Origin of the sequence: Clostridium aquiflavi (genome assembly GCF_031344075.1) — a bacterium.
Lineage (GTDB): Bacteria > Bacillota > Clostridia > Clostridiales > Clostridiaceae > Clostridium > Clostridium aquiflavi.
The window spans coordinates 39394-59975 of record NZ_JAVJAN010000019.1 but is presented as its reverse complement, the minus strand read 5'-3'; the positions used below and the strand labels follow the sequence as shown (position 1 = coordinate 59975).

Below are 20582 nucleotides of genomic sequence, written 5' to 3'. Positions count from 1 at the left end.
TAACATTAACATGAGATGTATTTAAATTCTAAAAGTCCTTGCAAAACATTTCTTCTTTCACGGATTAACATTAACATGAGATGTATTTAAATTTTTAACTAACCCCCGGAATCTTTTTATAAGCCCATGATTAACATTAACATGAGATGTATTTAAATTAAATTGGCAGAGCGTGGACACATTCCAAGAACAGAGATTAACATTAACATGAGATGTATTTAAATTAAAGTTGTACTGTATTATCTTTTGTTCTTCCTAAGATTAACATTAACATGAGATGTATTTAAATGTATTAAAACCACACCATGCCTTAACTGAATTATATGATTAACATTAACATGAGATGTATTTAAATTTTTTAAACTTCTTATGTTCATACTGTTTTACATTTGATTAACATTAACATGAGATGTATTTAAATGTTCAGATGAAGATTATGATAGTATAAATGAAAAAGATTAACATTAACATGAGATGTATTTAAATGGAAATAAATAATAGTTTAGTAATAAAATCAACAAAGATTAACATTAACATGAGATGTATTTAAATAAACCTAAACTTTCTAAGTATTTTTTGCTAAGCAAGATTAACATTAACATGAGATGTATTTAAATAAGTTATCATTTAATTTTCTCATAATTTTATACCCGATTAACATTAACATGAGATGTATTTAAATCGTTTTAGTGCTAATATGACTAAAACACCAGATGGATTAACATTAACATGAGATGTATTTAAATTATGTAAATGATGAAAGTAAGGTTCTTATTGATATAGATTAACATTAACATGAGATGTATTTAAATTTAAATGTCGCTGAAAAATCTGTTCTTTCCCACCATGATTAACATTAACATGAGATGTATTTAAATCTAAATCGACCTCTTAGCCACTCACCAGATTTTCGATTAACATTAACATGAGATGTATTTAAATTAGAAGAATCTGAATAATGAGTAAGAGTTTTATCTAAGATTAACATTAACATGAGATGTATTTAAATGAATATTGCTAGAGCATGGTTTACTAATCCAAGCAAGATTAACATTAACATGAGATGTATTTAAATCTTTAAAGAAAAATGGAGTTCATAGAGCATTAGGTGATTAACATTAACATGAGATGTATTTAAATATTTTAGGTATAAGGGATAAAGTTAAAAACTTTGTGATTAACATTAACATGAGATGTATTTAAATTTTATACGAAATCTTTTAGCCTCACAATTTAATTTAGATTAACATTAACATGAGATGTATTTAAATATTCAAATCATTAGAATATGAAACATGGGAAAAGGGATTAACATTAACATGAGATGTATTTAAATCTAAATACGATCATTAATTTTTGTGAAATTTTATTAGATTAACATTAACATGAGATGTATTTAAATGCATCAACCTCTTCTACATCTTCTAATACTCCATACCGATTAACATTAACATGAGATGTATTTAAATCGATTATTCCCTCCTGCCTAAATTATTATACAATGATTAACATTAACATGAGATGTATTTAAATTCTTTAAAAAAACCTATTTCCGGCACGTCAGGCTTGGATTAACATTAACATGAGATGTATTTAAATATTAACTCTTTACTAGCTGCTCTTTTATTGCTGTGATTAACATTAACATGAGATGTATTTAAATGAATCACTTATCTGAACATCATGCTGCATACTTGGATTAACATTAACATGAGATGTATTTAAATTACTAACTTAGGATTGATAGAAAGTGAGGTGAATATGATTAACATTAACATGAGATGTATTTAAATTTTAAAGAGTAACTTCTTTGTCTAAATTCTGAATAGATTAACATTAACATGAGATGTATTTAAATTATTATATGGCTTTGTCCTTGCAGTGTTAAAGAAAAGATTAACATTAACATGAGATGTATTTAAATTTAACTCTTTAGTATTCATATGCTATCCTCCAACAGATTAACATTAACATGAGATGTATTTAAATTTAATTTTCATAATCCAATCCTCTCCATATTCACGATTAACATTAACATGAGATGTATTTAAATAATAAGAGATATGAGTTCTATTGTGCTTGATTTAAGATTAACATTAACATGAGATGTATTTAAATATTGGAGATAATATACATAAAGCATAAATGATTTGATTAACATTAACATGAGATGTATTTAAATTTGTTTTTGTTTCGTATTCTAAAGTTACTGCTCCGATTAACATTAACATGAGATGTATTTAAATTTAGAAGGGTGATAAGAATAACTTTTTGTTCTGCGATTAACATTAACATGAGATGTATTTAAATCGTTTAGAAAACGACATTTTAGAAATGTTAGAGAAGATTAACATTAACATGAGATGTATTTAAATTGTAATAATTCTAAAACCTCTGTCTGTAGCACATCTGATTAACATTAACATGAGATGTATTTAAATTATTTTTTCTGGTCTTTTAAAATGTGGTGAGTGTAGATTAACATTAACATGAGATGTATTTAAATGCTCTTCCCATAAAATTAAACCTCCAAATTCAAATAGATTAACATTAACATGAGATGTATTTAAATACATATTTTTTATATTTTTGTTGACTACGTGTAATTGATTAACATTAACATGAGATGTATTTAAATAAATCACTCCCATATGCTATTACACATTGGTTACAAGATTAACATTAACATGAGATGTATTTAAATAGGTATTCATAAAAAATATAATGGATTAACCTTCATGATTAACATTAACATGAGATGTATTTAAATTTTTTTACGTGTCATTTTTTTAACTAATTATCTAACAGATTAACATTAACATGAGATGTATTTAAATAAATAGAATAAACAGAACCAAGACTGGCATAGATAAAGATTAACATTAACATGAGATGTATTTAAATGCTTTTATGTATTTCTTATTTTTACATTTCTCTTTGATTAACATTAACATGAGATGTATTTAAATTCTTCTTTATTTAAATTATAAACTTTATAATTTAAGATTAACATTAACATGAGATGTATTTAAATGTACCATCCATAAGTTTATTGAATGCATCAAGTTGGGATTAACATTAACATGAGATGTATTTAAATCGTGAAACACAATTAATCAAGCTCCTTTACTATCTGATTAACATTAACATGAGATGTATTTAAATCCTTGATAAATATTTACTATATAACTTGTACCTTTTGATTAACATTAACATGAGATGTATTTAAATATATACTAGAACGTCACAGGGCAGTATTTTCGCCTTGATTAACATTAACATGAGATGTATTTAAATTAACCGCAAGCAATACCAGCGACAATAACAAGACCAGATTAACATTAACATGAGATGTATTTAAATCTATACTTTTACTTCTTATTACTTTACCTTCAAAGATTAACATTAACATGAGATGTATTTAAATTCATAAGATTCTAAATTTTGCGAATCTGTATGAACTGATTAACATTAACATGAGATGTATTTAAATATTTTAGAGAATGGCTTAATAATTTGGATTATGAGATTAACATTAACATGAGATGTATTTAAATACTTGATTTTATTATAACATATATTAATTTGATCTGGATTAACATTAACATGAGATGTATTTAAATTTTTCTTTTAACATTTTATCTCCTTTTATATAAAATGATTAACATTAACATGAGATGTATTTAAATGCTTCAGCACACCTACATGGTGCCATAATTGGTTGGATTAACATTAACATGAGATGTATTTAAATCTACTACACATTGATATATCAGTTTTAAAATCATAAGATTAACATTAACATGAGATGTATTTAAATTTGTGGGCAGATACTAAAAACTGTGATGTAGAAAGAGATTAACATTAACATGAGATGTATTTAAATGTTAAAAGATGTAACAGCAAATCTATAAAAATTAGATTAACATTAACATGAGATGTATTTAAATATTTTCACACTTCCAATATTGCCTTCCCATACTTGAGATTAACATTAACATGAGATGTATTTAAATTTTATTTTATTTGCTATTCCTACTACTATTGGCATGATTAACATTAACATGAGATGTATTTAAATCCGTTGCATCGACTATCTCGCCAGTTTCAAATGGAGTGATTAACATTAACATGAGATGTATTTAAATGATAGAACATTAAAGGCTTATAGATATGATATTAATGATTAACATTAACATGAGATGTATTTAAATGCGATTGAAAGTGGTTTAGCATCTCCACGGCTTTTAGATTAACATTAACATGAGATGTATTTAAATTGACCAAGCATACGTTGTATTTCCTCAATAGGCATTGATTAACATTAACATGAGATGTATTTAAATATAAAAACATTATTATCATTTGGATATTGAGTTGAGATTAACATTAACATGAGATGTATTTAAATGTTTCAACACATTCATTAATAATAGTTTCAAAATTTTGATTAACATTAACATGAGATGTATTTAAATAAAACAAAACAACGATTGCCAACCTTAATTTTTTTTAGATTAACATTAACATGAGATGTATTTAAATGTTATTGCAAAATATACCTCATATTCGTTCTTATCTAGATTAACATTAACATGAGATGTATTTAAATTATTTTGCTATTGCGAAACAATCATTTCTTTTTGTTGATTAACATTAACATGAGATGTATTTAAATATTTTATCAAAATTATCATTGAAAATATTAATGTCAGATTAACATTAACATGAGATGTATTTAAATTTCTTTAAATTTAATAAAAACAAATGATGGATATTGATTAACATTAACATGAGATGTATTTAAATATGATAATTTTGATAAAATTGATGATGCAATAGGGATTAACATTAACATGAGATGTATTTAAATTAATCAGAAAAAACTGAACCTTTAAGCATTTTAATAGATTAACATTAACATGAGATGTATTTAAATAAAGAGAAGATGTTATAGAGGTGGCAAGACAAGAGTGATTAACATTAACATGAGATGTATTTAAATAGATGTATGAAGATTTAGGAAGTTATGCAAAAATTCGATTAACATGAGATGTATTTAAATAAAGTTTTAATTGTATGAGTAACCTTTGGAGGATAATTTTAAAATAATTGCTATATTATTACATAAAAATAGGAGTAAGAAAAAACTTCTTTAGATTAAGTTTATAAACTACAATATATAAGATATAATATAAATATATTAAGAAAATATAATAGTAGTGATAAGTAAGAAGGGCATGAAATAACTTGATTAAAAAGCATGATTTTAATGCCCACATTTAAATGTATTTATTAATCTATTAGAAGCCTTTGAAATTGAAATAGTAGAATTACTTTTTCCAGAGATATTTGATAATATTGTATGAGAACTTGGAACTGAAAGTCTAGATCAAGAATTACAAGAAATTCAAAAGGATATTTTTGATAAAGATAGTGCAGAAAAAAATAATATCAGATAAGATAATAAAGGTTAGATTAAAAGATAAACTTAGAAAATACAAGTGAAGATAATCCATTAAGATTAATATTTAAAATGGCAAAAAGCTTATTAGAAACAAAACAAAAAGATGAAGATATTTATGAAGCAAAAATAAGATTAGCAGAAGAATTAGTAATCTATGATAAAGTAAAAAATAAATCTTTACAAATAGCAAAAAATTTACTAGATATTTTAGACAATAAAACAATAGCTATAAAAACTAGATTAACAGAAGAAGAAGTAAATGTTCTTAGGAAAGCAGAAAGTCATTAGTATTCTATAAGAAAGTAGAGTTGTATTAATTGGTTTTTAACTTAATTAATACAACTCTTTTTTGACATTGTTTTATTATTTATATAAGAAGAACTGAGTTGAATTTTAACATCTTTAATATGAATAGATTTAGAGATATATTTGATAGTAGTAATAAGCTAAATTAAAGTTTATTACTGCTATTTTTAATATTAAAATAAATATTTATAAAATTATGTATATTATTAGAATAAAATGTTCATTATATAAGTGCAAGGTTTTATAATGTCATTACTAATAATAAAAATTTGAAGTGAGGGTAAAACATAATGAAAAGAAATAAAAATAAACAATCTGGCGAAAAAATAATTAATTTAAAGAATATTAAAAGTAAAAATATAGTTATAAAAGTAAAATAGTATAGAATTATAACATAAGATGTATTTAAATTTGCTTATAATAAAAATATGTAGAATTAATAGTAACATATGATGTGATATCACTACAATTATTTACAAATAAATCAATTAATAGTAAAATTGTTACAAGGAGGTATGATTATGAATGTATTTCAAATAAAATTAAAAGTTTTTCTTTTAGAAGATATAATTTTAGAAAATTTGCAATCAAATTTAAGTGCATTTATTGATAAAGGATTATCCAAGAATGAAGAACTTTTAAAGTTTCATAAAAGTAATAAATTTAAATATTATTGTTTTGATTCGTTATATCCAATAGAAAAAGATAAAGTTTATAAAAAGAATAATGTATATACATTAACTATTAGGACAATAGATAAAAATTTAGCAAAATTTTTTAATAATGTATTGGTAAATGAATTTGATAATTATATAAAAGCATTAACTTCTGAAATAAGAATAATTCCTAAAAAGCATATTGATAAGATTTATTCTATAACTCCAGCTATTATGAAAAGTAATAATGGTTACTGGAAGAGTAAAATGACTCTAGAAGATTTTGAACGTAGATTAAAAGAAAATCTTATTAAAAAATATAATTCTATATTAGATACCAAAATAAATGAAGATTTTGATTTGTATACTACAATAGAATTTAAAAATAAAAAACCAATTGCCACATCTTATAAAGAAATAAAACTTTTAGGGGATAAAATTTCTTTAAATATAGCTGAAAATGAAATGGCTCAAAATTTAGCATATATGAGTATTGGGACAGGCATACTTGAGAATAATGGAAGGGGTTTTGGATTTATAAATTATAGATGGCTTTAAGGAGGTGAATATAATTTGTTAAAAGAATGTTTAGAAGTATTTCAACATGAGTTAGAAAAGAAAGGCGATAAAATAATACTAGATACATATGTGCCAGCAGACGGAACTTATGTCATAGTAGAACCTAAAGATGACTCGTTTGGAATTAAGGAAGTAGTTAACATAAAGCAAAATAAGAAAACTAAAGAAATAGATAGAAGTAATAAATACTTTGATAATGTTTGTGCGTGGGATTACAATAGTAAACTTATTGATATGAATAAACCTATAGATGGAAAAAAAGTAATTCATAGCAATAATTATTTTTCTTTTTTTGTAAAGAAAGAGAGTTTAACTAATGGAAAATTAACAGATGAAATAATAGATAGCTATTATGCTATTTTATCTAACCCTAGAGTTAAATATTCTAAGTCTAAGAAAGCAACTAATATATATGAATCTGTTGAAGAAGAAATTGGTTTAGTTAATGTAGATACATTAAAAAATATAAAAGCATGGATTAAGGAAAATATATTTAATTTAACAATTGATATTAGTGGTAAGGATTATTTAAAAGTATTCTTTAACTATCCTACTGAAAATTATAAAAGAGAAGGAATGAGGTATTTAATTCCTAATATTTATAATAGTAATGATTTTAATGTGAATTTTAATAATAATATTTATGGTTTACCAAATGATAATATGGGACTTAATTCTAAGAAACCTTATTTGGAAAATAAAAGCAGAAAAGTAGGTGTACCTTATTTAATAGATAAGAAAGAAGTATTACTTCAAAGAAAGTTTTTTGATTACTTAATGAATCTTGTAGCAGTAGGCAAAACAAATATTTACTTTGATAATATTGAAAATGAAATTAAATCATATAAAAATGGTGAATTACCAGAAAGAGAATTTAAAGGCTCATTTTTAAGAATTAAAAAAGGAAAAGAAGTAGAAATACATGATTATGATATTATAACTGGATATAAATACAATTTAACTAAAAAATTAAAATTTAGGAATATTTTAGATTTAGATTTAGCTTCAAAAAATGTATCTACTCAAAAATATGGTTTGTGTACTACAGTAAAGGAGTTTCAAGATATATTAAATGAGGTATTTTTTTCAAAGTTTTTAATTACAAATTATTTTACAGAACCAGGAGACTTGAAAATAAATGATGGATCATTAAAGAGTAACTTATTACTAGCTAGAGAATCTTTATTTAATTGGATATATAAAGGAATAGATAATGGAGTTTTTAAAATTTTAAATAGAGTTTCTTTAAGTTTAGTAAAGGGGTCTATTGTAAACGGATATATTATTAAGGCATCCCATCAGTTTAATTTGAGATGGTCACTTATTGAATATTTTAAGGAAGGAAATGATGATATGGCTAATATAATATTTGACTTGAAGGAAACTTTAAGAAAAAAAATAAATGCGCCTACAACAGATAAAATTGAAAATGATGATGAATATTATTTTGCAGTAGGACAATTAGTAAATTATTTATTATCTAAGAACAAAGGTAAGAAGAAACCACATTCTTTAGCTAATCCATTTATTAATGGTAAAAATAATGAAGTTATAAAAGAGAAACTTAGAAATTTCTATAAGAAATATAATTATGATATTGATATGAATGGAAGAAGATTTAAGAATTTATATGCAATGATTTTAGGATATAAACCTGAAAGTACTGTGAATCAAGATATGATTATTGCAGGATATTTAAATAGTAGTTTAATTTACGAAAGTGACAATAAGGAGGAAGTGTAAATGAATAAGAGAGTTTATGGAGTAATTGGAATTTCATCTGTTATGGCAAATTGGAATGCAGATTTTACTGGATACCCAAAGACAACTTCAAACGGGGATACATTTGGAAGCGATAAAGCTTTAAAATATCCAATGAAAAAAATGTGGGATAATAATGGAGAAAAAGTTTTATATATTAAATCTATGAGATTTTCAGAAAAAAAAGGTGAAGTTCAATTAGTCCCAAGAGCCTTAAAAGAAAGATATGAGCAAATTTTTAATGTTGAAGACTTAAAGAAATGCAAAAATACCAAAGATGTTTTGGTGAATTTATTTAGTGCAATTGATGTTAAGAATTTTGGAGCAACTTTTGCAGAAGAAGGTAATAACATATCTATAACTGGAGCTGTTCAAATCGGTCAAGGATTTAATAAATATGAAGATACAAATCCAGAAGAACAACAAATACTTTCGCCTTTTAGAGATGGTTCAAAAGATAGTAGTGATTCTGATGAAGCTAAAAATTCAACTCTTGGAACTAAGATTGTAAGTAATGAAGCACACTATTTTTATCCATTTACAATAAATCCACTTGCATATAAGGAATTTGTAGAACTTGGTGTAACTGATGGTTACACTGAAGAAGATTATGATAAATTTAAGAAAGCTTCTTTAGTAAGTGCAACATCATTTGCAACTAATTCAAAGGTAGGATGTGAAAATGAATTTGCTTTACTTATAGAAACTGAAGAAGATTTATATCTTCCTAATTTATCAGAGTTTGTGATCTTTAATAAAGATAAAGGTAAAAACATTATAAAGCTAGAGTGTTCAGATTTAATTAATTCTGTTTCTGATAAAGTTAAGAATATTGAAATTTATTATAATCCATATACAACTATCCTTGAATCTGAAATAAAAGGAGCTAAAGTTTATAATATATTTACACAAGAAGAGGTGTAAAATATGAAGGTTTTAAAGTTTAAATTGAGCGGAAAAACAGCATTTTTTAAGAAACCAGATGTAAATACTTATCTTTATTTTACTTATGGAAATATTCATAAAGTAGCTTTATTAGGGTTATTTGGCTCCGTGCTTGGATATGGTGGATATAATCAAATGAAGCTTAAGGAAGAATTAAGCGAAAAAAAGAAAAAAGATGAAGTTAAAATTAAATTTCCAGAGTTTTATGAAAAACTAAAAGATCTAAAGGTATCTATAGCACCTAGTAATGAAAAGGGATTTATACCTAAGAAAGTGCAGTGCTTTAATAATTCTGTTGGATATGCATCAAAAGAACAAGGAGGCAATTTAATAGTTAAGGAACAATGGCTTGAAAATCCTTCTTGGGATATATATGTTTTAATTGAAAATGAAGAAAGTCAAAAAATTGCAGATAATTTAATTAATCATAAAGCTGTATATTCACCATACCTAGGTAAAAATGATCATTATGCTGACATATCTAATGTAGAATTGCTGGATACAGAGTCTATATTAGATGGAAGTAATGTTAATAAAATTAATTGTCTTTTTACTAAAGAATCTTTTAAAGTAGTTTTGGATGAAGAAGATGAGTATGAAGATGATATTTATGAAGAAACTTTTAAGTATGAAGAAAAATTACCTATTGTCCTAAATGAAGATACTAATATGTATGAGTTAAAAAGCTTTTTATATACAAATATGAAAGTATGCAGTGATAGCAAATGTAGTGTATATAAGATTAAAAATAATAATATTGTATTTTATTAATTAAATAAGACTAGTAGAAATTTATTAATATTAATAGGACAAATCTATTAGGATGTGAACTTCAGGAGGGGGAACCCTCCTTTAAATTTAGGAGGATTTAATTTGTATTTTGATGAAATTAATGTAATTAATACAGAAAATTTAATAAGTAGTAAATATGATTTCTATGCTCATTTAAAGGAAGTCAAAAATAATAATGAAGTTAACCAAGATGAAAAAGAGTTCATAAGAAAAGAAACACTAAAAGAACATACCAATCTGTGTAAAGAGTATTTTAATAAAATATTTAAATCAAAAGAATTAGACAAGATATTTTTAAATTTTGAAAATATATATTTTAAAGACTTAAGTGATGATGGCAGAAAAGTTTTTAGAGAGCTTTTAATAAATACAATTGCATTTCATGATATTGGTAAAATAAATCCATACTTTCAAATTAAAAATATGGATAATCCTTTAAAAGAAGATGTAGAAAGTTTTAGTCAAATTGGTACAAGGCATTCAATAATATCAGCTGTATTATATATAGATTATTATCTTAATAAAGTATTAAGTTTAGAATTAGCAGAAAAAAAGCAAGTGAGAACAATATTGTTTTTAAATGCGTACATTATATCTAAGCATCATGGAAATTTAGATGATTTTTTAGGTTTTTTAGATATGTTTTATGATGGTGGAGATGGAGTCAAAGTAATTAATATATTTGAAAATAATTATAGAAAAATTTATACAAAAGAATTTGTTTTATCAGAGAATAAAATAAAAAAGCAATGTGACAATACAAAGAAATATATTAAAAGAACAAGTGAAGAGAATACAATTGTTTTATATACATATAGCAAATTATTATATTCGTTGCTTGTAGCTTGTGACTTTTATTCTACTAGTGAATTTATGAGTGGCACTAAGATAAAGACTTTTGGTGAATTAGAAGAAATAGATGAATTTTACCATGTATATAAAGATACAGAAGTATATAAGAGTATAAGAAAATATGAATCTAATGATTATACAAATGAAAATAAAGATTTGAAAAATGAAAAAGATATTAATATATTAAGAAATGAGATGTTTTTAGATGCAGAAAGAGAATTATCTAAAAATAAGGATGAGAACATATTCTTCTTAGAAGCACCAACAGGTAGTGGTAAAAGCAATGTATCTATGAATTTAAGTTTTAAACTAATAGAAGATAATACGGAGCTTAAAAAGATATTTTATGTATATCCTTTTAATACATTGGTGGAACAAAACTTAGAAACTTTAAATAAAATTTTTGGGAAAGATAAAGAAATACTAAATAAGATAGCTATTATAAATTCTATATTTCCTATAAAGATGGATAAAAAAGATAAAGGATTAGCAGAGGAGGAAACAGATTATAAGTATTATGCTAAAGCATTATTAAATAGACAATTTTTAAATTATCCAATGATTTTAACTACTCATGTAAGTTTATTTAATACAATGTTTGGTTTTTCAAAAGAAAGTGCATTTGGATTTCATCAATTAGCTAATTCTATAATAGTTCTAGATGAAATTCAAAGTTATAAGAATATTATTTGGAGTGAAATAATATCATTCTTAAATAATTTTGCTAAAGTTTTGAATATAAAATTAATAATAATGTCAGCAACTTTACCAAATCTTAATGCTTTAATTAATGTTGAAGATAGTGTTAAAGATATTAATTCAGAAGAAATAAAGCTAGGTAAAGATGATTTGGATAGTGCAAATTTAATTAAGAACAGAGAAAAGTATTTTTCTAATTCACTATTTAAAGATAGAGTAAAAGTAAGCTATGAACTTATGGATTTAGATGATACATTAGATGTACTTTATAAACATGTAAAAGAAAATAGTAAAAGGAAAAAGAAGATACTTATTGAGTTTATAAAAAAGCAAAGTGCATATGATTTCTATAATAATATTAAGGAAGATATAGAAAATGACGAATTAAATCTAATTATAGAGCTTATGACAGGTGATGATAATGCTATAGAGCGAAAAAGGATTTTAGATCTAATAAGTAGTGAAGAAGATAAAAAAAGAGGAATAATATTAATTTCTACCCAAGTTATTGAAGCAGGAGTAGATATTGATATGGATATAGGATATAAGGACATTTCTAAGTTAGATAGTGATGAACAATTTATGGGGAGAATCAATAGATCATGCAAAAGAAAAGGAGAAGTATACTTTTTTAATTTAGATAAGACGGATTTAATATATAAAAATGATGTTAGAGTTAATACTGATTTAAGTTTATTAAATGATGAAATGAGAAAAGTTTTAGTGAATAAGAATTTTAATAAGTATTATGAACCCGTACTTAATATGATAAAGGTTAAGTACAATGAATCTTTTAATGAAAGTAATTTAAAAAATTTCTTTAAAGAAGTAGTTGGGAAGCTTAATTTTATAGATGTTGAAAGAAGAATGAAACTTATAGAAGAGAATAATTGGAACATGTCTGTTTATTTAGGTAGAACTATAAAAAAGAATGAAAATAATAAAATCATAGAAATTGATGGAAGAGAAGTTTGGAAAGAATATAAAAGTCTTTTAAATAACAATTCTATGGATTATTCAGAAAAGCAATTTAAGTTATCTGTAGTAAAAAGTAAAATGAATTACTTTATTTATGAGATTAAAAAGAATGTTGATTTGTCTTATACTGATAAAATTGGAGAACTTTATTATATAGAAAATGGAGAACAATATTTTCAAGGTGAAAAGCTTAATAAAGAGAAATTTGCAAATGAAGTAGGATTATTTTTAGATATTTAATGAAAGGAGATATTATAGTTTGAGAGTAAATGGTACTTTGATTAATTATTATTTCCACTGTAAAAGGCAGTGTTATCTACACGGAAATAGACTTAATTTAGAAGATAACAGTGAGATTGTTAAGATAGGAAAGGCAATTCATGAAGAAAAGGCAGCAAATTCTAATAATACAGAAATAACAATTGATAATATCAAATTAGATAAACTTACATCTGAATATTTAACAGAAGTTAAAAAATCAGATGCAGATATGGAAGCTGGTAAGTGGCAGTTATTATATTATTTAAAAGTGTTGAAAAGCAAGGGAATATTAAGAAAAGGCAAATTGGAATGTGTAGAAAAAAACAAAGCTGATAAAAAAATTGCCTATATTGATTTAAATGAAGAGTTAGAAAAGCAACTTGATAAATATGTAATGGAAATTGAAAAATTAATTTCAGAAAATGAAATACCTAAAGTATTAAACAAACCAGCCTGCAAGAAATGTGCATATTATGAATATTGCTATATTTAATAAATTTTATTACTTAAAATATTAAAAATATAAATTAGGGTAGACGGAGGATTTATATGGGAAGTACAAGATATATATCATCGATGGGAGAATTGACTAGAAAAGATAACTCATTATGTTTTAGAAGAAATGGAAAAAATGTATATATCCCAATTGAAAATACTAAAGAAATTTACTGTCTAAATGAGGTAAGTATAAACACAAAATTGTTAGATTTCTTATCAAAGAATAATGTGGTGGTTCATTTCTTTAATTACTTTGAAGGTTATAGTGGAACATTTTATCCTAAAGATCAATATAATAGTGGAAGATTACTAGTAAAACAAGTTGAAAAATATAATACATCTAGATTAATTATTGCAAAAGCCATAGTAAAAGGTATAGGACTTAATATAAGTGAAGTTTTATATCATTACTATAAACATAATAAAAAAGAAGTAAAGAATACTATAGATTGGATTAAAGATGAGTTTTTTAATAGAGTAGAAAATTCACAAAATATAAAAGAGCTTATGGCTGCTGAAGGGGAAGTATGGCAAAGATTTTATAGTGAATTTAAAAATTTTTTACCAGAGGACTTTATTATTAATAAGAGAGTAAAAAGACCACCTGATAATCCAATAAATGCACTTATTTCTTTTGGAAATTCGCTTTTATATACAAAAACAATTTCGGCAATTTATAGAACACATTTAGATCAAAGAATAAGTTACTTGCATGAACCCTCAGAGGGGAGGTTTTCCTTGAGTTTAGATATAAGCGAAGTTTTTAAGCCCGTAATAGTATATAAGACAATATTTGATTTAGTTAATAATAAAAAATTGCAAGTAAGTAAGCATTTTGATAAGAAAGTAAATTACTGTTTATTAAATGAAGAAGGTAAAAAGATATTTATTGCGGCATTTGAAGATAGGCTAGAAACTGTCTTTAATCATCCTAAATTAAAAAGAAGAGTCAGTTATAGAACTGCGATGAAGCTTGATTGTTATAAACTTATAAAATATATAATGGAAGAAAAAGAGTTTATACCATTTAGATTGAAAGAAGGATTTTGATTTTTATAGAGTAGTTATGAATTAGGCTTTTTAACAGTAATAAGAGAACTCAAAATGTATTTATTTTATATGGAGGATTTTTAATGAGTAAAATTAGTAATTATAATTATGCTTTTGTTTTTTATGATGTAAATGAAAAACGTGTAAATAAAGTATTTAAAGTATGTAAAAAATACCTATCACATTTTCAAAAATCTGTATTTAGAGGAGAAATGTCTCCATCTAAATTAATAAGGTTCAAAAAAGATATAAACTCAGTAATAGATAAAAGTGAAGATTTTATTTGTATAATAAAATTAATGAATGACAATGTTTTTGGAGAAGAAATACTAGGGGAAACTTCAAATGCAACAGGCGAAGATTTAATAATATAAGATAGAAAAAGCATTAAAAAATACTATATTTTTACCAGGTGATTATTCAAAAAGACTCGCATCCCGTGAAACTGGCTTTGCTAGGAAATGGTATAAAATCTATAAAAAGAAAATAAGAATTTTATAAATTTGTTATTAAAATATTACTGGAAATTTTGTTTTGCAGTAATATTTTTTTTGTTTTTAGTAGAGTTTTAAAAAAATTTAATCACTCAGGGATAAAAATTGTATTGAAAAATCTTTTTTACAACAATATAATGATATTAAACAAAAAATAACAATTAAATAAGAAACTAGCTATTAAAACACCAAAAATGTAGAAAGGAAGGGAGACAACTGAAGGAATTATTGAACTTAAATGATATTTTAGACATAGAAGTATTTCAAAAAATACAAGATGATATAGCTGAAGCTACAGAAATGTCAATAATTACTGTGGATTACAAAGGTAAGCCAGCTACAAAACATAGTAAATGTAGTGACTTTTGTAAATTTATGAGATCTAGCAAATCTTATTTTGAATTATGTGAGAGATGTGATTCAAGAGGGGGACTAGAGGCCCTTAGAATTGAAAAACCATACATATATAAATGTCATAAAGGATTAGTTGATTTTGCTACACCTATAATAATAAATGGTCAACATTTGGGTTCGGTTATGGCAGGGCAAGTTCTGATAGATGATGAAGATATAGATTTAGAGGAAATAGTGGCAATAAAAAATGATTTTAATGACTTAAGTAAAACTGATAGGGAAGAAGTTTTAAACCTTTACAAAGAATTGCCAAGAGTTAGTTTTAGTAAAATACAATCAGTTGCTCAAATGATGTTTCATATAAGTAATTATATTGTTGAAGAGGCTGTGCTAAAAATGGCACAAAAAGAGCTAAATGAAAAAAATATGAAATTTATAGAAGCAAAAAAAGCTAAAGTAGAGCTTGAAAAAGAATTTAAGTCTTGTCAATTAAAAGCATTGCAATCTCAAATAAATCCTCATTTTTTATTTAATGTTTTAAATAGTATTTCATCACTTGCAATAATAGAAGAGGCTCCAAAAACTCAAGAAGTTATTTATGATTTATCTAAAATGCTAAGATATACATTAAAAAAAGCTAACAAGATAGTTACTCTGGAAGAAGAGTTAGACTATATAACAGCATATTTAAATCTTCAAAAAGTTAGATTTGTAGATAGGCTAAATTATGATATTAATATAAAATCAGAGTTTAAAAATATTAAAATACCATTTATGGTTGTTCAGGTATTTGTTGAAAATTCAGTGGTTCATGGATTAGAAACTAAGGAAAGTGGAGGTTGTATAAAAATTTATACAGAAGAAAATAATGCTCATTTGAATATATACATAGAAGACAATGGAACGGGTATATCAAGACAAAAACTTAATGAAATAAGAGAACAATTAAGTTTTAAATTTGATAATAACATAGATAAAATAGGTATAAATAATGCAAATAAGAGAATGGGCTATTGCTATGGTGAAGATTATGAGATACATATAGATAGTAAGATAAGAAATGGTACAGTAATAAAGATTACTATACCAAAAGAAGTATGATTAGGAGTTTTATAATGCTTAAAATAATGATAGTAGATGATGAAGCACTAGAAAGACAAGCGTTAAAAATGGTTATTGGTAATACAGAATACGCAAATGTTATAGCAGAAGCTAGTAATGGAAGGGAAGCTATTGAGTTTAATAAAAAATTTAATCCAGATGTAATAATAATGGATGTAAAGATGCCTGGAATAGATGGAATAAAGGCTTCTCAAATAATAAAAGAAGAATACCCTAATAAAATTATAATAATGGTTACTGCTTATGATGATTTTGAACTTATGCGTAAAGCATTGGTTTTAGGGGTCAATGATTATATATTGAAGCCATTTAAACCTGATGAAATTTCAGCAATAATGAAAGAGCTATTCGTTAATTTAAAAATTAACGAAGATTGCGAAGAAGAAATAAATAAAGATACAATAATTTTTTCGGAAAGTGAATCTATTATTAATCCATCTATAGAATATATAGAAAAAAGTTTAAATGAAAATATAACTTTAGAAAAAATGGCTAATTTATGTAATTTAAGTACTTGTTATTTTAGTAAACTCTTCAAAAGAGAAATGGGAGTAAATTTCACGGTTTACGTTAATGAAAAGAAAGTTGGAAAAGCAAAGGAAATGCTCGAAAATACAAATACGCCAATTTTAAATATATCATTAGATTTGGGATTTGAAGATTGTGGATATTTTATTAGAGTTTTTAAAAAATATGAAGGAATTACTCCTAAAAAATATAGAGAAATTATTAAAACAAAATAGATTGTTAAAAAATATAATGAATATTATTAAGTTTTTACTATATTCATAAAAAAATAGTCCTATAACTTTAAGGTTTAGGACTATTTTTTTATAGTTAAAAGTTTCAAAAAAGAAAGTGAGCAAAAAAATGACATTTTAAAACTAAAAAGTTAACAATAAAATGCAAGAAAAAAGCAAAAAAATGCAATGAGTTTTGTCAGAAAATTTAGTACAATCAAATCATGATAAAAAAATAACAAAGCAAACATAACTTAAAGTCAAAATATAAAATGTTATGTTCAGGGGAGGAAATGCAAGTGAAATCAAAAAGATTCCAGGTTTTAGCTAAGCGTCCTGTAAATCAAGATGGTCTTATTGGAGAATGGCCAGAAGAAGGGTTAGTAGCAATGAATAGCGCTAACGATCCAAAATCTTCAATAAAAATTGAAAATGGAACAGTAGTAGAGCTAGATAACAAAAAAAGAGAAGACTTTGATATGATAGATAGATTTATAGCTGACTATGCAATCAATTTAGAAAATGCAGAAAAAGCTATGAGTTTAGATTCAGTAGAAATAGCAAGAAAACTTGTAGATATAAATGTTAGTAGAGATGAGATAGTTGACATAACAACATCTATAACACCAGCTAAGGTGGTAGAAGTTGTGTCACACATGAATGTTGTTGAAATGATGATGGCTCTTCAAAAAATGAGAGCAAGAAAAACACCTTCAAATCAATGTCACGTTACAAACTTAAAAGATAACCCAGTTCAAATTGCAGCAGATGCAGCAGAAGCAGGAATAAGAGGTTTTTCAGAACAAGAAACTACAGTTGGTATAGTTAGATATGCTCCATTTAATGCATTAGCTATATTAATAGGTTCACAAGTAGGTCGTGGAGGAGTTTTAACTCAATGTTCAGTTGAAGAAGCTACAGAACTTGACCTTGGTATGAGAGGACTTACAAGTTATGCAGAAACAGTTTCAGTATATGGAACTGAAGCAGTATTTACAGATGGAGATGATACTCCATGGTCAAAGGCATTCTTAGCATCAGCTTATGCTTCAAGAGGTCTTAAAATGAGATATACATCAGGTACAGGTTCAGAAGCATTAATGGGATATTCAGAAGGAAAATCAATGCTTTACCTAGAGTCAAGATGTATATACATAACTAAGGGTGCTGGAGTTCAAGGACTTCAAAATGGTGCAGTTAGTTGTATAGGTATGACAGGAGCAGTTCCATCAGGAATAAGAGCAGTACTTGCTGAAAACTTAATAGCAGCAATGCTTGATATAGAAGTTGCGTCAGCAAATGACCAAACTTTCTCACATTCAGATATAAGAAGAACAGCAAGAACATTAATGCAAATGCTACCAGGAACAGACTTCATATTCTCAGGATATAGTGCAGTTCCAAACTATGATAACATGTTTGCAGGTTCAAACTTTGATGCTGAAGACTTTGATGATTACAACGTTCTTCAAAGAGACTTAATGGTAGATGGTGGATTAAGACCAGTATCAGAAGAAGAAACAATTGCAATTAGAAATAAAGCAGCAAAAGCAATACAAGCAGTATTTAGAGAATTAGGATTCCCTGCTATAACTGATGAAGAAGTTGAAGCAGCAACTTATGCTCATGGAAGTAAAGATATGCCTGAAAGAAACATAGTTGAAGACTTAAAGGCAGCAGAAGAAATGCTTAAGAAGAGAGTAAGTGGATTAGATATAGTTAAAGCATTAAGCACTGGTGGATTTGATGATGTTGCAGGTAACATATTAAACATGCTTAAGCAAAGAGTAACTGGAGACTACTTACAAACATCAGCTATATTAGATAATGATTTTGATGTTATAAGTGCAGTTAATGATAAAAATGACTATATGGGACCAGGAACTGGTTATAGAATTAGTCCAGAGAGATGGGAAGAAATAAAGAACATCCCTAACGTAATAAAACCAGAAGATATAGAGTAAGGGTAGAGGTGAGCAATATGGAAAATACAACAAATCAATATGTTATACCAAAGCTTCAGCTTACTGAAGTAGGAGAAGCAAAAGTTGGAACTAAGGTAGATGAAGTTGTTATAGGATTAGCACCAGCTTTCCTTAAGTTTCAAAGCAAGACATTAGTTAATGTATCACACAATGATATATTAACAGAAATTATAGCTGGAATAGAAGAAGAAGGACTAAAGGCTCGTGTTGTTAGAGTAATAAGAACATCTGACGTTTCATTTATATCAAATGATGCAGCAAAACTAAGTGGATCAGGAATAGGTATAGGAATACAATCAAAAGGAACAACAGTTATCCATCAAAAAGATTTACTTCCTTTAAATAACTTAGAATTATTCCCACAAGCACCACTATTAACACTAGAAACTTATAGATTAATAGGAAAGAATGCAGCAAAATATGCTAAGGGAGAATCACCAACACCAGTTCCTACAAAGAACGATCAAATGGTTAGACCTAAGTTCATGGCAATAGCTGCCCTATTTCACATAAAAGAAACTAAACATGTAGAAATTGGAGCAAAACCAATAGAAATTGAAGTTAAATTTTAATTTGAAGGGAGAATAACTTTTATGGAACAAAGAAAAATGAATCCACAAGATTATCCTTTGGCTACAAAAAGACCTGAAAGCATAAAGACACCAACAGGAAAAAATCTACAAGATATAACCCTAGAGAACGTATTAAAAGGAGATATTAAAGCAGAAGACGTTAGAATATCACCAGAAACTTTAGAAATGCAAGCTCAAATTGCTGAAGGTATGAAGAGAGATGCTATAGCTAGAAACTTTAGAAGAGCAGCAGAACTTATAAAAGTTCCAGATGATAGAATTCTTGAAATATATAATGCATTAAGACCAAATCGTTCAACAAAAGAAGAGCTTTTTGCAATAGCTGAAGAACTTGAAACAGTTTATGGCGCAAAAGTTAATGCTGATTTTGTAAGAGAAGCTATTGAAGTTTATGAGGCAAGACAAAAGTTAAGACAAGAATAATTGGCTTTGAATTAAGGAGGAAATTTA

Annotated in this window: 14 protein-coding genes and 1 CRISPR repeat array (1 of these 15 running past the window's edge); all 14 genes read left to right on the top strand. The window is 25.7% G+C overall.

All coding sequences use genetic code 11. The features are described 5' to 3' along the window. Positions 1–5065: a CRISPR direct-repeat array (repeat unit 30 nt; unit sequence GATTAACATTAACATGAGATGTATTTAAAT); it reaches 1706 nt to the left of the window's first position. A 471-nt stretch (positions 5066–5536) separates the two neighbouring features. The 14 genes from RGC78_RS08490 to RGC78_RS08425 all read left to right on the top strand — a co-directional run bounded on the left by RGC78_RS08490 (position 5537) and on the right by RGC78_RS08425 (position 20555). Beyond that, positions 5537–5755: a hypothetical protein gene (locus tag RGC78_RS08490; RefSeq protein ID WP_309556459.1), complete on the top strand. Its 219-nt coding sequence runs from the start codon at positions 5537–5539 to the stop codon at positions 5753–5755. 539 nt (positions 5756–6294) lie between these two features. After that, positions 6295–6987, top strand: a complete 693-nt coding sequence (cas6, locus tag RGC78_RS08485; protein ID WP_309556458.1) for a CRISPR-associated endoribonuclease Cas6 — start codon at positions 6295–6297, stop codon at positions 6985–6987. Positions 6988–7002: 15 nt separating this feature from the next. Beyond that, complete coding sequence (locus RGC78_RS08480) at positions 7003–8751, top strand: type I-B CRISPR-associated protein Cas8b/Csh1 (RefSeq protein WP_309556456.1); 1749 nt, start codon at positions 7003–7005, stop codon at positions 8749–8751. Then, entirely contained in the window at positions 8752–9693 is a 942-nt protein-coding gene (locus tag RGC78_RS08475; protein WP_309556455.1) for a type I CRISPR-associated protein Cas7, read from the top strand. 3 nt (positions 9694–9696) lie between these two features. Then, positions 9697–10485 (top strand): type I-B CRISPR-associated protein Cas5b, encoded by a 789-nt coding sequence (gene cas5b, locus RGC78_RS08470; protein WP_309556453.1) that lies wholly within the window; start codon positions 9697–9699, stop codon positions 10483–10485. 102 nt (positions 10486–10587) lie between these two features. Beyond that, on the top strand, positions 10588–13275 hold the full coding sequence (gene cas3, locus RGC78_RS08465) for a CRISPR-associated helicase Cas3' (protein ID WP_309556451.1): 2688 nt from the start codon (positions 10588–10590) through the stop codon (positions 13273–13275). A 19-nt stretch (positions 13276–13294) separates the two neighbouring features. Beyond that, entirely contained in the window at positions 13295–13789 is a 495-nt protein-coding gene (locus RGC78_RS08460) for a CRISPR-associated protein Cas4 (RefSeq protein ID WP_309556449.1), read from the top strand. A gap of 56 nt (positions 13790–13845) precedes the next feature. Next, positions 13846–14844, top strand: coding sequence for a type I-B CRISPR-associated endonuclease Cas1b (gene cas1b, locus RGC78_RS08455; protein WP_309556447.1), 999 nt, complete (start codon positions 13846–13848; stop codon positions 14842–14844). Positions 14845–14927: 83 nt separating this feature from the next. Continuing rightward, positions 14928–15218 carry a CRISPR-associated endonuclease Cas2 gene (cas2, locus tag RGC78_RS08450; protein WP_252212189.1) on the top strand — a complete coding sequence of 97 codons (291 nt, stop codon included), beginning with the start codon at positions 14928–14930 and terminating at the stop codon, positions 15216–15218. Positions 15219–15554: 336 nt separating this feature from the next. Continuing rightward, on the top strand, positions 15555–16793 hold the full coding sequence (locus RGC78_RS08445; protein ID WP_252212423.1) for a sensor histidine kinase: 1239 nt from the start codon (positions 15555–15557) through the stop codon (positions 16791–16793). Positions 16794–16807: 14 nt separating this feature from the next. Further along, positions 16808–17557, top strand: a complete 750-nt coding sequence (locus tag RGC78_RS08440) for a response regulator transcription factor (RefSeq protein WP_252212190.1) — start codon at positions 16808–16810, stop codon at positions 17555–17557. 296 nt (positions 17558–17853) lie between these two features. Further along, the gene (locus RGC78_RS08435; RefSeq protein WP_252212191.1) at positions 17854–19518 is read left to right on the top strand and encodes a propanediol/glycerol family dehydratase large subunit; all 1665 of its coding nucleotides are present in this window, start codon (positions 17854–17856) and stop codon (positions 19516–19518) included. 17 nt (positions 19519–19535) lie between these two features. Beyond that, positions 19536–20111, top strand: coding sequence for a propanediol/glycerol family dehydratase medium subunit (locus tag RGC78_RS08430; RefSeq protein WP_252212192.1), 576 nt, complete (start codon positions 19536–19538; stop codon positions 20109–20111). A gap of 21 nt (positions 20112–20132) precedes the next feature. After that, positions 20133–20555, top strand: coding sequence for a diol dehydratase small subunit (locus RGC78_RS08425; protein ID WP_252212193.1), 423 nt, complete (start codon positions 20133–20135; stop codon positions 20553–20555). Positions 20556–20582: the final 27 nt, after the last annotated feature.

Bases quoted from the DNA above. Each gene is read 5' to 3' on its own strand.
- RGC78_RS08490 (WP_309556459.1), top strand. From the start codon at position 5,537: ATGGCAAAAAGCTTATTAGAAACAAAACAAAAAGATGAAGATATTTAT.
- cas6 (WP_309556458.1), top strand. From the start codon at position 6,295: ATGAATGTATTTCAAATAAAATTAAAAGTTTTTCTTTTAGAAGATATA.
- RGC78_RS08475 (WP_309556455.1), top strand. From the start codon at position 8,752: ATGAATAAGAGAGTTTATGGAGTAATTGGAATTTCATCTGTTATGGCA.
- cas5b (WP_309556453.1), top strand. From the start codon at position 9,697: ATGAAGGTTTTAAAGTTTAAATTGAGCGGAAAAACAGCATTTTTTAAG.
- cas1b (WP_309556447.1), top strand. From the start codon at position 13,846: ATGGGAAGTACAAGATATATATCATCGATGGGAGAATTGACTAGAAAA.
- cas2 (WP_252212189.1), top strand. From the start codon at position 14,928: ATGAGTAAAATTAGTAATTATAATTATGCTTTTGTTTTTTATGATGTA.
- RGC78_RS08440 (WP_252212190.1), top strand. From the start codon at position 16,808: ATGCTTAAAATAATGATAGTAGATGATGAAGCACTAGAAAGACAAGCG.
- RGC78_RS08430 (WP_252212192.1), top strand. From the start codon at position 19,536: ATGGAAAATACAACAAATCAATATGTTATACCAAAGCTTCAGCTTACT.
- RGC78_RS08425 (WP_252212193.1), top strand. From the start codon at position 20,133: ATGGAACAAAGAAAAATGAATCCACAAGATTATCCTTTGGCTACAAAA.